We start from the raw sequence: 16,687 nt of genomic DNA on the forward strand, positions 1-16,687 counted from the left end.
CTTATAGTGCTAAGGTCATCTTTTTTATTTTGACAGGAATATATTTACTTTTATCGTAATGTGTTATAATTTGGAAAATAATAATTCTTAATTTTCAGAACAAAAGAAAATGGGGGGATAAATAGATGAACACATTAAAGAAAATCACTAATAATATTTCGAAAGTTATTATAGGAAAAGATGAATCCATAGAACTTGCAGCCATTGCTCTAATAGCAAAAGGACATATTTTATTAGAAGATGTACCGGGGACAGGAAAAACAACACTAGCGAAAAGTTTGGCTAAAAGCGTGGACGCAAAATTTCAAAGAATACAATTTACAGCGGATACTTTGCCCGGAGATGTTATTGGTCTTGAATATTTTAATGTGAAGGAATCGGATTTTAAAACGAGGTTAGGTCCTATTTTTGCAAATATAGTATTAGTGGATGAAATTAATCGGGCTGTACCGAGAACACAATCTTCGTTACTCGAAGTTATGGAAGAGCGTACTGTTACAATTGCAAAACAGACGCATTCATTACCAGAACCTTTTTTAGTAATTGCAACGCAAAATCCTCTTGAATCTGCGGGTACATTTCCTTTACCTGATGCTCAATTAGACCGATTTTTACTTACGATTCGCCAAGGTTATCCTACGAGAGAAGCTGAAAAGGAAATGATGAATCGGTTTCAAACGAATGATCCGTTAGAAACATTACACCCTATTATTTCAAGTGAAGAAATTATTATGATGCAAAAGCGTGCAAGAGAAGTGTTAGTAGGAAATGATGTACAAGATTATCTTCTTGAAATTATTGAAGCAACGCGTAAGCATGAGCTAATTGAAATTGGTGTAAGTCCGCGCGGCACATTGGCATTTATGAGGGCAATCCAAGCACGGGCAATATTAAATGAAAGAGATTACTGTACGCCAGATGATATAAAACAACTCGCTGCTTCCATATGTGCTCATCGTTTAACGTTAACGATTGAGGGAGAGATGAAAACGACGAAAGAACAAATTATGAAAGAAATTCTTCATACGATTAATGTGCCGGTGGAGAATGTACGATGAATCAACAGCTTGTGTATACACCTTTAGCGGAGCCTTTCGTAATAGGAGTTATGTCAGTTGTAGCCGTTATTTTAAGTGTATTTTCAAGTAATCTACTCATATTATCTCTCGTATTTTTGTATGTAATTTTAATAGGTGCTATGTATGTATATATACGTAAAGTATCTCGTGTTCAATGGGAATACAGTCAAGGGAATTCGAACGTTTTTATAGGTGAAACGAACAGATGCAAAATAAAAATTTCAAACAAATCAATTTTTCCTATTTTTAATGTTGTATTTCGATTTAAATGTGAAAATAAGCTAACTTGGAATCATGATGATATAAACAAAAATCATAGTACAGGTTCAAATTATTATATGAATTTTAATTTAAAAGGAAGGGAGTCAGTTTCATTTGATTTGCAAGTTGTAGCGTTAAAAAGAGGCATCGCGAAATGGGAAGAAGTTGAAATTGTGATTACCGATCTCTTTGGATTTATAACGAACCATATCACATATAAACAAGTTGATACGCCCTCTTATTTAGTCTTACCAGCTGTTCCGAAAATACAAGTTCCGGAATTACAAGAATGGTCACGAGGATTTCGAAAAGCGATGTCTTCACCCTTATATGATGAAACGAAAGTAATGGGAGTAAAGTCTTATGAAAATGAGGATTTTCGTTCCATCCACTGGAGTGCAACGGCGAAAACGGGGACGATAACTGCGAAAAAGTATGAGCGAACGCAATCAGATAAATACGCGATTTATCTCAACTTGCAAAATAAAAGTGGTATTTCTTTGCGAAATGATACAGAGGAACTAATCGAATTAACGGCGGGTATATGTAAACAATTGCTCATGCAAAACTGTTCATTTGAAGTATGGATCAATAGTGTAAAAGATAACGGTTTGCTACATATAAAAAATGGGGATAATCGGAAACACTTGCAAAATGTATTAAGGGTACTTGCCTCGATATCAGACCAAGATACGCCTGTATCTTCTTCTTATTTTTACACAGCAGGCTTTCGTCGAAAGGAACTGGATGCGGTTCCTTTAATCCTTGGTACTTCACCAAAGAAATACAGTAGAACGAATAAATGGATTGTAATGAAAGAATAAGAAGGGGCTTATGTCATGGCGAATAAAAAGCGACATATGAAAGTGAAGTTATGGGGTGTAAGAACTTTAATCATACTTTTCTTTGCGATTAGTGCGATAACGTTATCACAAGGTGTTGTGTATGTACAAGACATAGTAAAAGGGCTTTTTTCTAGTAAGACGGAGATAATATCAGAAAGAAATTATGATTTTACTAGTGTAGACGCACAGTTTGATGAACCTGAAAGAATTATAGATGAAGAAACAGGAGTTGTAGATACAAGAACGAAAATAGATAGGGAAATTCCACTTTTTGTACGAAAAAATTCATGGACTGATGTGTTTTCTGTTCTTTCAAATTCATGGATTAGTGTCATTTTTTATGTAATTATTGCAGTGGTCATTTTATATGCTGTTTATAAATTAATGAGGAAAAAGGTAACGAAATCAGAAATAGAACAGGATAAACAATCGATAACAAAAGAAAATACGGATAGAACCGAAAAGAACAAGAAAGTGATGCATCAGTTTGAACAGCAGTTACCTAAAGATACGATAAGGAAAACATTAGTTGAATGGGAAAGAACTTTACCATTTCACGAACAGAGAAGGTCCTATGAAACGATGCAACAATGGTTAAGCAGAATTTGTAGAACGAGGGATATTATTCCGATATATGAGTCTGTCCGATATGGAGAAAAGACGTATACGGAGTTAGATGTGGAAAAGACTGTGCAATGGATAGAGCGAGACGGGAAGGTTTGAAGTTAATATAAGTAAATTAAATTAACTGTAAATTAATTTTATTTACTTATATTTAATTACGTGGTAATGTATACTTACTTTTTTATATCGCTACCAATGGAAAAAGGTTACTTTAGTAGAGTATTGCTCGTTACATTTTTTGTGAGGCTATCTTCATTTCATCAATATAGAATGAAAAACAGATGAAATAATTACGAGTAGCATATAAATAAAAAATTATTATTTATGTTTAAATTTTTGTAAGGGTGTGAAAATAGAATGAAACCGGTATTGAAAAACATACTCCTTTCCTTTATTTTTTCTGCAGCAGGGATGTGTTGGTTTCTGTTTATATTAGTTAGAGGAGGCGGAGACTGGTTATTGTCTTGGGTAGGTGTATTAATGGCATTTTTATCTTTATACGTGTTAATAGATTTATATTGTAAGTATACATACGATAAAAAATTAAGTAAATTGTTTATTAAAGCAACAGTTACTACTTTTAGTTTTGCAGTATTGGGAATCACCTTTGGTATTGTACACGAGCTATTGCAGCCATGGAGTCTCAGTCTAATGGTTTGGTATTGGTTGTTAGTATTACTTTTATTTGTAATGACGATAATATTATTAGTGATTTTAGTATTTGTTAATCGTAAAAATCACCATATTCCTAGGAGATATAGAATACTTATACTGCTAAATTTATTTCTTACGTTAGGACCAGTATTATGGCCACTATTACTTTCTATTATCGGAAATGGTATGAACGCTAGTGCAGGATGGTAAAGGTGAATATAGATTAGTTGTTTAAATAAAAGAGAACGTGTTTACATAAAAAATGAAAACACGTTCTTTTTTATTCATTTTAATACGAACACAATGAAACATCTTAAAATAATTAAGATAAGGTGAAATAAAAACGGGGGAGGTTAAGGGACTTTCCTTATTTTTTATGCCCTTTTTATTTTCATACATAATTCTTTCTCAGCAGATTGTATCAAACTTTAAACGTAAGTATTTTGTAAGGAATGGATAAGAAAAAAGAGAGTTTTATCATATAGGATAAAAGTATATTTCGAATCAAAATGATATGAATAGGGGAGAGAGAATCTTATGAAAAAACGTAATCCAATGAAGTTAGCAAGTTTGGCAGTGAATCGGCTACACTAAGTTGGACAGATACTATAAGGGCTAGTAGACTTAACATACTAACCTAAGGGAGCGTGCTACTATGTCACGTCAACGTCGAACTTTTACACCAGAATTTAAACTTCAATTAGTAAAGCTATATGGAAATGGAAAGTCCCGTGCAGATATCTGTCGAGAATATGAAATAACGCCTTCTGCGTTGGATCGCTGGATTAAGAATCATCAAGAAACTGGGACATTTACTGCTAAAGAAAATCGGACAGAAGAAGAAAATGAGTTAATCAGATTACGTAAAGAAAATCAACGTTTAATGATGGAGAATGACATTTTAAAGCAAGCAGCGCTGATCATGGGACGAAAATAGATGTGATCCGAAATAACACTCACAAATATTCAGTATCAGCAATGTGTAACGTCCTTAACATCGCCAAAAGTACCTACTACTATCACGCCAAGCCGCGTGAACAAGACGCACATGAAAAAGAAGACGTTGAGCTTTCCAACGAAATAGAACGACTCTTTAAAGAAAGCCGTAGTAACTATGGTACTCGTAAACTCAAAGTAGAATTAAAGAAACAGAAGATGGTCGTTTCTAGACGTCGAATCGGTCGAATTATGAAACAATTAGGACTTGTATCAAATTATACGGTGTCACAATACAAGCCGTATAAACAAACCTGTAATGAAGCACCAATCAAAAATGAGTTACAACGTCAGTTTAAACAAGAAGAGCAATTAGCTGTAGTTGTCAGTGATTTAACATACGTCCGTGTTGAAAAAAAATGGCACTATGTATGCTTATTTGTGGACCTTTTCAACCGAGAAATTATAGGTTACAGTGCTGGTCCAAATAAGACAGCAGACCTTGTGTATAAAGCATTAGCGAGTATTAAAGGAAATTTACATAACATCAAGATGTTTCATACAGACCGAGGAAAAGAGTTTGATAATAAACTGATTTCAGAGGCTTTAGAAACATTCAGAATTCAACGATCATTAAGTATGAAGGGCTGCCCCTACGATAACGCTGTGGCCGAAGCGATGTTCAAAGTGTTTAAAACAGAATTCGCAAACGGAGCACACTTCGCTTCTCTTGAACAGCTCGCTCTTGAACTTGATGATTATGTTCATTGGTTTAACAACATTCGAATTCACGGAACACTAGGCTATTTAACGCCAGTGGAATATAAGAAACAGACCTTATAAAAATTGTCCAGTCTAGTGTTGACATTCCAGCAGTTTTATTAGCGGGTACCACTGTATTCACACCAGGTTTTACTGTAAAAGCAGAGTCTACTCAAAATATTTCTAATTCGTCAGAAGCACATGATCAAAAGAATCGGAATGGTTGGAAAAGGGTCATGCAGGAAACAATTCAAATTGGAGCGCCAGGGGTATTAGCTAAGACGTCTAATAAAGGGAAAATTAGTAGTTATACTGCTGGCGTAGCAGATTTAAGCACAAAGAAACCGGTGAAATCAGATTATCGCTTTCGAATTGGTAGTGTGACGAAAACTTTTACCGCCACGACGGTTCTTCAATTAGTTGGAGAAAATCGCGTACAACTTGACGATTCAATTGAGAAGTGGTTACCGGGTCTCGTTCAAGGAAATGGGTATGATGGCAATCAAATTACGATACGCCAACTTTTGAATCATACAAGTGGTATCGCTGAATACTTAAAGTCAAAAGATGCTGACATAATGAATTCGAAAAAAACGTATACAGCTGAAGAAATAGTGAAAATAGGTCTTTCTCTACCTCCAGATTTCTCGCCGGGCAAAGACTGGTTGTATTCAAACACAGGATATGTAATATTGGGAATGCTAATTGAAAAAATAACTGGTAATAGTTATGCGGAAGAAATTGAAAAGCGAATTATTGAACCTCTGGACTTGCCAAATACGTTTTTACCAGGAAATTCACCCGTCATCCCAGGAAAGAATCATGCTCGTGGATATGTGAAAATGGACGAAACAGGCGAGTTGAAAGACATTACGTATTATAATCCGAGTTTAGCTAATGCAGCTGGAGATATGATTTCTAATGCGGATGATTTAAACAAGTTCTTTTCATCTTTACTCGGTGGTAAGTTACTGAAGGAACACGAGTTAAAAGAAATGCTTACTACAGTTCCTATAGAAGGAAAAGGGGTTGGTGATGGATATGGCCTTGGAATCTATGAGACGAAACTTCCAAATGGTGTCTCAGTTTGGGGGCACGGAGGATCAATTCCTGGGTTTATGACTTTTGCTGGTGGAGTAATTGGAGGCAAGCATACATTTGCTGTCAATGCTAATTCTTTAGGTCCGGTTGAAATCCTTACACAGTTTAATAAAATGATGCAAGTTGAATTTAATAAATAATAGATGAAAAGAGTTCTACTATAGAGGTATATAAGGACTTGTATGTGATTTAATTGTTATTAAAATATACTCTTAAAAAATCCCGAATCATGAGCAATTTACTTCCCATGATGCGGTTTTTTTATGTGCTGTTACAAGAAAAGTAATGATGTATTTAAATTTTTTCATTTTACTATAAATCTATTATATTTATTTGATATTCCTTATTTATAGTGACTTTTACATTTTTAAAATATTGCAACATACAAAGGTAAGTAGTTCTAGATTTCGGGGTTAATAATAAGTGAATTCTGATTTTTGTTGAAAAATATTTAAATGTATTTCCGTAATTTACATAATAAGGTACTTTTATCGTATGAATTAATAACAAATAGAATTAAGTATACAAAAATAGATAATTATGATTTGTGTAAAAATTATTGACTATTATGAAAATAATGATTAATATAAGTTTTATATTTTGGTTCCATTTATATTACAAATTTGTATTTTATTTCAAATTTAATTGTGTCGTAAACTATAATTGAATATATTGTGAAAAAGAATAGGGAGCGGGAACAGCAATAGAAAAGGCTATCTTTTCAAATTTTGTAATGAAATCAAAGGAAGGATAAATATGTATAAACAAGTAGTAGAACTGTTAGAAGAAGCGGCTATATCGTATACACAATATACACATGAACCAATATTAGATTATGAAACAGATAGAAAAATTAGAGAAAGGTTTAAATTAGAAGGTGTACCCAGTAAAAGTTTATTTTTAAAAGATAAATCAAATAACTATTACATATTTGTAACTGTTGAAGGAGAAAAATTAGATTCAAAACTTATGAAAGATTTGGTTGGAAAAAGGATTTCTATTTGTTCAGCCGAGGAGTTAATAGAAAAAACTTCTTGTGTTCCAGGGTGTGTATCTCCATTTGGCTATTCAGATGAAATCACACTTATTATAGATCGAAAAATTTATAACTATAATAAATTTTTGTTATCTCCCGGTATACCTGAGATAACAATTGAAATACCTACAAAAAGTATAAATAAAATCTTAAATATTGTTGAGAATAATATTTTAATATATGAGAAAAAATCATAAATATATTAGGGGGGATTTTAGTAATGCCAACTACAAAAATGTATTTATACGATCAAAAGAGAATAATTGAAGAACAAAATAAAGGGATTTTAGATGAGTGGAAAACTATATCTTTCAATAATTTTCACGATAGCATTTTAGATCAATCTAAACCATTTCCGTGTTATTTTGCAGTAGATTCTGAGAAACATGGTTGGTCTAGATATATATTTTCTGAATCGGCTTATGATGAAAATGAATTGTTCAAACTAAGGGATGGGATTTATGAATATATTAAAACATATCAACAAATTGCAAAGAGAACTACTTTAGTAATATTTTTCAAACCATCTAATAAACAATTACTGGCTGAAGAATACAAAAAACAATTTTGGAATGTATTACAATTTTTAATGAGAAATGATCCGGAGCCATGGAATGCAGAAATACCAATAGATCCTTATAACGCTAAATGGGAATTTTGTTTTGGTGGTGAACCTATATTTGTCGTTTGTAGGGCTCCAATATATTCTGAGAGAAAAAGTAGATATACAGGAACAGGCCTTGAAATTACGTTACAACCTCGAGGTACTCTAGATGATATTACAGGTGATACAAAACAAGGGAAACAAGTAAGGAAAGTGATTAGAAAACGTTTGTTAGCATATGATGATATTCCAATGCATCCAGATATAGGGGATTACGGAATAAAAGAAACCTTTGAATGGAAACAATATATGTTACCAGAAACAAATGAAGAAAGTGTAATGAGATGTCCTATTACGGGGTTGAAGAAAAATGATTAGCATGATATTCAGTTATATATTATTAGGGATTTCATTGTCTGCACCAGTCGGTCCGATTAATGTTGCTCAAATAAATAAAGGAATAAAAAATGGTTTTTTGAGTGCATGGTTAGTAGGAGTCGGGGCGATGTCAGCAGATGTTGTAATGATGTTTTTAATTTACTTTGGTATTTCGACTTATTTAACAACTCCAGTTGCCCAGCTTTGCATTTGGATTTTTGGTTTTGTAACGATGATTTATTTGGGCTATGAAAGTATGAAAGAAGCTACTAAACAAGTTCAATATATTTCATCAGGTGAAAAAGAACATCCTTTAAAATCTTTTCTATCGGGGTTTGCTATCGCAATTTCAAATCCATTAAATATTATTTTTTGGATAGGGATATATGGATCAGTTCTAACTAGTGCTATGAATACTATTGGAAAAGAACAAGCTTTATGGTATAGTGCAGCCATTTTTGCTGGGATTATGCTTTGGGATATATTTATGGCTACATCTATTCATTTTGGTAGAAGATTTATTAATCATACAGTAATGAAATGGATTTCTATAGTAGCAGGAATTATTTTAATTATGTTTGGAATATATTTTGGCTATGAGGCAGTAAAAGGGATTAATAGACTATTATGAAATGATTGATAATTAGAGTAGGTAGTTATTTTTAGAACTTTATTCATAGCGAACCTTTTGGTTTTTGAATTTGTTAATTGATAAGTATAGGTTAATTCCTTATAGTAAAAGACTTATAGAATCATTCTATAAGTCTTTTTATTGCTGTATAGAAAAATATATAGGCACATTCTCTTCTCACAAGAAGAAATAAAATTTTTAACAAGAGTGATAAAATAAATATATAAGCAGTAAAGCAAATTTCAATAAAAGTAGCTTGTTTGCATTTGAAAAATCTAGAATGTTTTTAATTGCTATGAATTACTTTCACAACTTTTGTGAGCACTCCTGCAACGACAATGTTTGCAGGTACATCTTTTGTAACAACTGCACCTGCAGCAATAACTGAATTGTTTCCAAGTGTCACACCAGGAAGTATGGTTGCACTAGACCCGATCCATACATTTTCACCAATTGTAACAGGGGAGGCGTATGTCGTGTTTCTTGTTTCTAAAGTTAGCCCGTGATTAAGTGTGGCAATTGTAGCATTCATACCGATTATACAATTGTCTCCTATTTGAATCCCATCTCTATCTTGAAAAGAACATCCATTGTTAAAAAATACGTTTTTGCCCTTACAAAATATTCATTATTCTTTCAAAGGTTCCAGTAAAACAACTTCACAGAAATGTTCATGTTCAAATGAGGAAGAAGTGAACAATAAAACGATTTATATTCCGAAAATTGTAATTTTTATGATTGTTAAATATAATAGTGGTATATATTGAGTGGACTTAAATAGAAAATAGTTTAGTTAATTAATTATTTTTCGTCTTAACTAATATAGCATTGGAGTGAAATACATTGGGACAAAATCAGTTTAGATGGAGTAACAAGCAATTGCGAGAACATGTTGAAATAATAGACGGTACAAGAAGTCCACACAAATTATTAAAGAATGCAACATACTTAAATTCCTATATACGTGAATGGATGCAAGCGAATATTTGGATCTATGATGATCGTATTATATATGTAGGTGAAAAACTACCAGAGCAACTACATGAATGTGAAGTCATTGATTGTGATGGAAAGTATGTCGTTCCTAGTTACATAGAACCGCATGCACATCCATATCAATTATATAATCCAGAGACGTTAGCGAATCATGCGATGCAATTTGGAACAACAACTTTTATTAATGATAATTTAACTCTATTTTTCACGTTAAAGCGTGAGGAATCATTTCATTTATTAGATGAATTTAAAAAGCTTCCAGCTAGTATGTATTGGTGGTGCCGTTTTGATGGACAAACTGAATTGCAAAATGGGGAATCTTTATTTAATAGTGAAGAAATAATAGAATGGCTACAGCATGAAGCAGTTCTTCAAGGAGGAGAGCTAACAGCATGGCCAAAATTATTACATGGCGATGATGAAATGTTAAATTGGGTGCAGGAAACAAAGCGATTACAGAAAAAAGTAGAAGGACATTTCCCAGGAGCATCTGAAGCAACATTAGTAAAATTAAAACTGTTAGGTACAGACTGTGATCATGAAGCAATGACGGGTCAAGAATTGTTAACTCGTCTTATGCAAGGTTACACTGTTTCTCTTCGAAACTCTTCCATCCGACCAGATTTAGAAGTTTTATTAAAAGAATTACTGGAATTAGGTGTAAAACAATTTGATAGATTCTTTTTCACAACAGATGGTTCTCATCCGTCCTTTTATGAAAACGGAATGACGAATGTAATGATTACTACTGCTATAAAGCAAGGTGTTCCAGTAATAGATGCATATCATATGGCAAGTTATAATATTGCTCGTTATTATAATATGGAGCATATACATGGTTCGATTGGGACAGGGAGAATTGCTAATATCAATATTTTAGAAAGTAAAGAAAACTCAGTACCAGCGAGCGTTATTGCAAAGGGGAAATGGGTGAAGCGTGACGGTGTAAATACGCATGAAGCATTACATATAGACTGGGGTAAATGTAAAGTAACTCCATTATCATTAGATTGGTCCATAGAAAAAGAGGATATGATTTTCTCTAATAAAACGGGTATACACTTATTAAATAACGTTATTACAAAACCATATACTAGTAAAATCAACATAGAATGTAATGAATTGTCCACAGATCATGATGAATGTTTCCTTATGATGATTGCTCGTGATGGCAGTTGGCGAGTGAATACAGTTGTGAAAGGTTTTGCGAAAGAACTAGGTGGGCTTGCTAGCTCTTATTCTGGTACAGGTGACATCATTCTTATCGGAAAAAGAAAAGAAGATATGCTTATAGCTTTTCATAGAGTAAAAGAGCTTGGCGGGGGAATGGTAATAGCTGAGAAGAATGAAGTATTACATGAAATTGCATTACCATTGCTCGGAATTATGTCTAATTTAAAAATGAGTGAATTAATACAGGAAGAGAAACAGATGGTGAAATTACTACAAGAGCGTGGCTACGCGTATGATGATCCAGCATTTACAATTTTATTCTTTTCTGCGACGCACTTGCCTTTTATACGGGTAACACCTATAGGGCTATATGATGTGAAAAGTGGAAAGGTAGTTGCTTCGCCGGTGAATTTGATAAAGTAATATTAGAAAGAACTCCTCCGCTACAGTAGTTATGTAAAGTGGGGGAGTTTTATATTTTAGATGTATTGTTATAAATAGGATTACATATAAATAATCTCAAAAATAACCTTAAACGAGAACAAATAGATAAATTAGGAAAATATATACCCAAAACATACTTGACTCATAGGAATTAATGGATTAATATGTGGGTATTACTTATTTTACCACTCATTATTTTAATGCTAAAACAAATTGAATAGCTGATTGGATAACCAAAGGCACGTATACATTTCATAATTTTGAAATGTGTTCGTGCCTTTTTGTATTATTCATAGAGCAAGGAGCGGAGGAGATATGAATAAAACGATGCCAACATTAATCGAAGAAACAGATTGGTTGTTTCGTAAAATGGTCCGTGAGTTTGTAAAGGAACGTGACAAAATTAAGATTGAAGGTATTATGTTGCCGGGCATCTTAATATTAAACAAAATTATTCGAGATGGTGAGCAGCGTCTAACTGATTTAGCAGAAGAACTGGATTTTACATCAGGAGCGATTACGGCATTATGCGATAAGTTAGAAGAAAGAGGCCTGGCTATTCGGAAACGTCATCAGGAAGATAGACGAATCACTTTACTTGATATTACTGAAGATGGCCTGAAATTTATAAAGCGAAATAATAATATAAGAACAAGTTTTATGTCTGTTTTATTCGATGGATTTTCAACAGAAGAATTACAAGTGCAGGCTGAAATTTTTAAACGCTTAGCCTATAATTTAGAACACCTTTCGGATAGGATTATGAAACTAAGTAATGAGAATACGGAGAAATAACAAATAATGCTATTACTCTAGTTATTGAGGTCTGAAAATTCGAATAATCAAAAGGTAACTAATTAATAATATGAATAGGAGTGGAAAGAATGGGACATCCAACAATTTATCCAACAGGAGCAACAGTATATAATCCAAAGAAAGCTTGGAGTGGCTATACAATTTATCAAGCTGCAGATCATGGTGCGTTATTAATTGATATGAATGGAAAGGAAGTACACTTATGGAAAGGACTGCGCGGATTTCCAAATAAGTTATTACCAGGCGGATATGTTTTTGGTCATACAGCACAAAGAGATCCTGAGTTTGGTTTTCAAGATGAAGTCGATTTAGTTCAAGTTGACTGGGAAGGAAACATCGTCTGGAAATTTAACCGTCTGGAACATATTGAAGACCCAGGCCATGATTCGCAGTGGATGGCTAGAGCTCATCATGATTATCAGCGTGAGGGAAATCCCGTTGGTTACTATGCACCAGGATTAGAACCGAAAACAGATGGTGGAAATACGTTAATTTTAGCACACAAAAATGTACATAATCCGAATATATCCGATAAGCCGTTATTAGATGATGTCATTATTGAGGTAGATTGGGAAGGGAATATTATATGGGAGTGGGCTGTCAGTGATCATTTTGAAGAACTTGGATTTGATGAAAGTGCTAAAAATGTACTATTCCGTAATCCTAATATTAGATCCTTTGGTGGTAATTCGGATGGAGATTGGATGCATATAAATTCTATGTCTACAATTGGTCCGAATAAGTTTTATGACCAAGGAGATGAACGTTTTCATCCTGAAAATATTATTTGGGATGCTAGGGAGTCAAATATAATTGCCATTATTGACAAGAAGACAGGAAATATAGTTTGGAAACTCGGTCCTGATTATTCTAGCCCAGATGTTAAGCATTTAGGATGGATCATTGGACAACATCATGCACATATCATTCCGAAAGGATTGCCTGGAGAAGGGAATTTACTCGTATTTGATAATGGTGGTTGGGCAGGATACGGTCTTCCAAATCCTGCATCTCCATACGGTTCCAAAAATGCTGTTCGTGATCACTCGAGGATTTTAGAAATTAATCCAGTAACTTTAGAAATTGAATGGCAATATACGCCAACTGAAGCTGGGTATCAAGCTCCTTTAGATTCATATCGATTTTACAGTCCATATATTAGTTCTGCTCAAAGGCTGCCAAACGGAAACACATTGATTACTGAAGGAGCAGATGGTCGGATTTTTGAAGTTACTCGTGACCATGAGCTTGTATGGGAATATATTTCACCATATAAAAATAACAGAAACTCAAATATGGTTTACCGTGCGTATCGTGTACCGTATGAGTGGGTACCTCAACTAGAAAAACCAGAGGAGAAAGAAATTATTCCCCTTGATATAGCAGCATTTAGAGTACCAAATGCTGCAGAAGCTGGTACGAAATTCGTTGTGACAGTCGAAGGGACAATATCTTACGGCACCGGAGATTTTTGTGTAGCGACATTGGAAGAAATAAATAAAAAACGAGATTAACGCTAGTAATTTAAAGTGTGGGGAGAGTCATTTCCCCCACTTATTAAAATGAACTTGATAGGTTTGTTATATGACAAAACGTTTCCATTTCTTTATTTGTAATAATTTAACGTAATATTTCGGTTAAACAAATCTTGCTTCAAGCTTGAACAAATTGTTATGGAGGAATGATAAATGGTGAAACTAAAGCCTTTATTTTTAAGTTTATCAATGGTTACTAGTTTAGCTGTAGCAGGATGCTCAAACTTTTCAAAAGAAAGTGCGGGAACGACAAAAAGTAATGGGAAAGAAACGGCCGCGGTGAAAATGGCTATAGATACAGCTGCTGGCGGATCTTTTCAGTTTAGAGCTGCCGAGAAACAAGGCTATTTTGAGAAAAATAGTATTAAAGCTCAACTATCGAATTTTGCTTATGGAATTGATACAGTTAATGCGGTATTAACGGAACAAGCTGATACAGGTCTTGCTGCTGATTATGCGCTTTTAAATTCGTTAGGAAAAGGGGATATGGTCGTAATTTCAACACTTACGCGAGGAAATGAAAAATCATCAAAAGACAATGAGCTTCTAGTTAGAGAGGGTATTAAAACAGAAAATGATTTAAAAGGTAAAAAGTTAGGCGTACCTAAAGGGACTGTAACGGAGTATGTTTGGGCGAAATATTTGGCAGCGAAACATATTAATGAAAAGGATATTATCTTCGTTCCATATAGTACACCAGACGAAGCTATTGTAGGAATGAAAAATGGTGATATAGATGCTGTTTGGAGTTCTGGTGCATTAAAGGATAAATTTAAAAATATAAAAGGTGTAACAAAATTAGGTGATTTAGAAAGTGCAGGCGTTACAATTGACAGCTATTTACTAGCAAAAAGATCATTCGTCGAGAAGAATCCAAAAGCCGTTGAAAATACTATTAAGGCTCTTTCTGAAGGTATAAAGTACGTAGAAAACAATAAAAAAGAAACAGCAAAACTTGCTTTTGAACAATTGAAACTACCCGAGAAAGATGCATTAAAAGATATTGAAAGACAGAACTATGTTCTTGGATTTACAAAAGAAGATGCTAAGCATCTAGAAGATATGAAAAAATGGTTAGAAGAAAAAGGGAAGCTGAAAGATAAATATGAATTGAAAGATAAGATTGATCTTGAATCACTAAAGAAAGCTTTCCCTGAATCTGTTACTTATAAATAGAATAGGAGTGAATTATGGTGAGTACAGTAAGTGAAAAAGAAGTATTGAAATCTCCTGTGGCCATTTCTATTTCTGGGTTATCTAAATCATTTAATAACGAACAATTTGTTTTAGAAGATGTAAATTTAACAATTGGGAATGGTGAATTTTTTATATTACTTGGCCCAAGCGGATGTGGAAAATCTACGTTATTAAGTATGGTTGCTGGATTTGTTGAAAAGACATCAGGGAAACTAATAGTCAATAATGAAGAGGTAATTAAGCCTGATAGAAATCGTGGCGTCGTATTTCAACAAGCAGACGCAGCGCTTTTTCCGTGGCTAACAATTAAAGAAAATATTGAATTTGGTTTAAAAATGAAAAAAATGATAAAGCAGACCCGAAATGATATATCCTCTCATTATATAAAACTAGTTGGACTAGATGGGCATGAAGGAAAATATCCAAGAGAACTTTCTGGAGGAATGAAACAAAGAGTTCAATTAGCACGTGTGTTAGCCAATGACTCGCAATTTTTATTAATGGATGAACCATTTGGAGCACTCGATGCAATGACTAGAAGAACAATGCAAATAGAGTTAATTCGAATTTGGAAAGAAACAAACAAAACGATTATTTTTGTCACTCATGATATTCAAGAAGCTCTATTACTTGGGCAAAGAATAGGGGTAATGTCTAAAGGACCTTCTTCAAAAATTGAAAAGATTTACGATATTCCACTACCGTATCCGAGAACATTTACAGATAAAGAATTTAATTACTATTATCAAATGATTCAATCACACTTTGATTGAAAGGAGGTCCAAATATGAGCGTGTTGAAAGATGAGATTGCAAGAAAAGAGACTATTTATGAAACAAATAATTTCAAGATTGGTTTACAAAAGAAGCTATTACAAAGTGGAATTATCACTTGGATACTTATCCTTACGATATGGAGTGTTGTAGCGAATTTTTCTGATCCGCAATTTTTGCCAAGTCCGATAGCAGTTTTGTATGGAGCAATTGAACTGAGTCAAAATGGTTCCTTATTTATATATATAGGAGTTAGTTTTTTAAGAGTAATAGCTGGATGGATTTTAGGGAATCTTGTAGCCATTCCGGTAGGATTATTAATTGGCCGAATCCCATGGTTAAGAGCGCTATTTGATCCAGTTATCAATTTTATTCGCTTTATTCCACCTCTTGCCTTTATAACATTATTTATGCTTTGGTTTGGTATTGGAGAGCAATCTAAAATTTTTCTCATTATGTATGCAACTTTCTTTATTGTGACGATTAACACAATTACCGGTGTGCAAGCTGTTGAAGAAGATAAAATTCGCTCAGCGAGAAGTATGGGAGCATCAGAATGGCAAATTATGTTCCATGTCATCATACCAGCAGCACTTCCTTATATTTATACGGGGGCAAAGCTTGCAATGGGATCCTCATTTATGGCCATTGTTGGAGCTGAAATGGTTGCAGCTAATGAAGGAATTGGTTATATGATTTGGAATGCAAGGTTATATTTCAAAACAGATTGGATTTTTGTCGGTCTTGTTATTCTTGGATTGATGGGCTTCTTGATGGATCGGATATTTAATAAATTCGGAAGTGTAGTTCTGAAAAGATATAATGTGGTGAAAAAATAAAAA

Annotated in this window: 16 protein-coding genes; 15 read left to right on the forward strand and 1 reads right to left on the reverse strand. The window is 33.6% G+C overall.

Annotated elements, in window-relative coordinates:
- The first annotated feature begins 125 nt into the window (after nt 1–125).
- From QCI73_RS12415 to QCI73_RS12455, 9 genes are all read left to right on the forward strand, one after another.
- Nucleotides 126–1,058 carry an AAA family ATPase gene (locus QCI73_RS12415; RefSeq protein WP_074608508.1) on the forward strand — a complete coding sequence of 311 codons (933 nt, stop codon included), beginning with the start codon at nt 126–128 and terminating at the stop codon, nt 1,056–1,058.
- Nucleotides 1,055–2,164: a DUF58 domain-containing protein gene (locus tag QCI73_RS12420; RefSeq protein ID WP_353823018.1), complete on the forward strand. Its 1,110-nt coding sequence runs from the start codon at nt 1,055–1,057 to the stop codon at nt 2,162–2,164. The genes QCI73_RS12415 and QCI73_RS12420 overlap by 4 nt, the downstream gene beginning before the upstream one ends.
- Nucleotides 2,165–2,179: 15 nt before the next feature.
- On the forward strand, nt 2,180–2,908 hold the full coding sequence (locus tag QCI73_RS12425; protein ID WP_353823019.1) for a signal peptidase II: 729 nt from the start codon (nt 2,180–2,182) through the stop codon (nt 2,906–2,908).
- Nucleotides 2,909–3,166: 258 nt separating this feature from the next.
- A complete protein-coding gene (locus QCI73_RS12430; RefSeq protein WP_000805739.1) occupies nt 3,167–3,673 on the forward strand; it encodes a DUF3902 family protein in 507 nt (168 codons plus the stop codon).
- A gap of 445 nt (nt 3,674–4,118) precedes the next feature.
- Nucleotides 4,119–5,242, forward strand: a protein-coding gene (locus QCI73_RS12435) for an IS3 family transposase (protein ID WP_085964333.1) whose coding sequence is annotated in 2 segments (ribosomal slippage) — nt 4,119–4,365 and nt 4,365–5,242 — 1,125 coding nt in all. Because the reading frame shifts where the segments join, the coding sequence is not laid out codon by codon here.
- The gene (locus QCI73_RS12440; protein ID WP_353824109.1) at nt 5,239–6,402 is read left to right on the forward strand and encodes a serine hydrolase domain-containing protein; all 1,164 of its coding nucleotides are present in this window, start codon (nt 5,239–5,241) and stop codon (nt 6,400–6,402) included. The genes QCI73_RS12435 and QCI73_RS12440 overlap by 4 nt, the downstream gene beginning before the upstream one ends.
- Before the next feature lie 616 nt (nt 6,403–7,018).
- Entirely contained in the window at nt 7,019–7,495 is a 477-nt protein-coding gene (locus QCI73_RS12445; protein WP_000278065.1) for a YbaK/EbsC family protein, read from the forward strand.
- A 23-nt stretch (nt 7,496–7,518) separates the two neighbouring features.
- The gene (locus tag QCI73_RS12450) at nt 7,519–8,280 is read left to right on the forward strand and encodes a YqcI/YcgG family protein (protein WP_001143350.1); all 762 of its coding nucleotides are present in this window, start codon (nt 7,519–7,521) and stop codon (nt 8,278–8,280) included.
- Complete coding sequence (locus QCI73_RS12455) at nt 8,273–8,911, forward strand: LysE family translocator (protein ID WP_262726379.1); 639 nt, start codon at nt 8,273–8,275, stop codon at nt 8,909–8,911. Before QCI73_RS12450 ends, QCI73_RS12455 begins: the two co-directional genes overlap by 8 nt.
- 286 nt (nt 8,912–9,197) lie before the next feature.
- Here the strand turns inward: QCI73_RS12455 and QCI73_RS12460 are convergent, their stop codons facing one another.
- Entirely contained in the window at nt 9,198–9,536 is a 339-nt protein-coding gene (locus QCI73_RS12460) for a DapH/DapD/GlmU-related protein (RefSeq protein WP_116844819.1), read from the reverse strand.
- 218 nt (nt 9,537–9,754) lie between these two features.
- On the opposite strand from QCI73_RS12460, the gene QCI73_RS12465 reads away from it, so the two are divergent.
- The 6 genes from QCI73_RS12465 to QCI73_RS12490 all read left to right on the forward strand — a co-directional run bounded on the left by QCI73_RS12465 (nt 9,755) and on the right by QCI73_RS12490 (nt 16,684).
- Entirely contained in the window at nt 9,755–11,503 is a 1,749-nt protein-coding gene (locus QCI73_RS12465) for an adenine deaminase C-terminal domain-containing protein (RefSeq protein ID WP_262726380.1), read from the forward strand.
- Nucleotides 11,504–11,839: 336 nt separating this feature from the next.
- Complete coding sequence (locus tag QCI73_RS12470; protein WP_353823020.1) at nt 11,840–12,319, forward strand: MarR family winged helix-turn-helix transcriptional regulator; 480 nt, start codon at nt 11,840–11,842, stop codon at nt 12,317–12,319.
- Nucleotides 12,320–12,408: 89 nt separating this feature from the next.
- Nucleotides 12,409–13,854, forward strand: a complete 1,446-nt coding sequence (locus tag QCI73_RS12475; protein ID WP_353823021.1) for an aryl-sulfate sulfotransferase — start codon at nt 12,409–12,411, stop codon at nt 13,852–13,854.
- Between the two features lie 174 nt (nt 13,855–14,028).
- Nucleotides 14,029–15,051, forward strand: coding sequence for an ABC transporter substrate-binding protein (locus QCI73_RS12480; protein ID WP_262726383.1), 1,023 nt, complete (start codon nt 14,029–14,031; stop codon nt 15,049–15,051).
- A gap of 14 nt (nt 15,052–15,065) precedes the next feature.
- Nucleotides 15,066–15,845, forward strand: coding sequence for an ABC transporter ATP-binding protein (locus tag QCI73_RS12485; RefSeq protein ID WP_000255350.1), 780 nt, complete (start codon nt 15,066–15,068; stop codon nt 15,843–15,845).
- 14 nt (nt 15,846–15,859) lie between these two features.
- Entirely contained in the window at nt 15,860–16,684 is an 825-nt protein-coding gene (locus tag QCI73_RS12490; RefSeq protein ID WP_353823022.1) for an ABC transporter permease, read from the forward strand.
- Nucleotides 16,685–16,687: the final 3 nt, after the last annotated feature.

Source organism: Bacillus cereus group sp. MG16 (assembly GCF_040459875.1).
In the GTDB taxonomy this organism is placed as follows: Bacteria; Bacillota; Bacilli; order Bacillales; family Bacillaceae_G; genus Bacillus_A; species Bacillus_A paranthracis.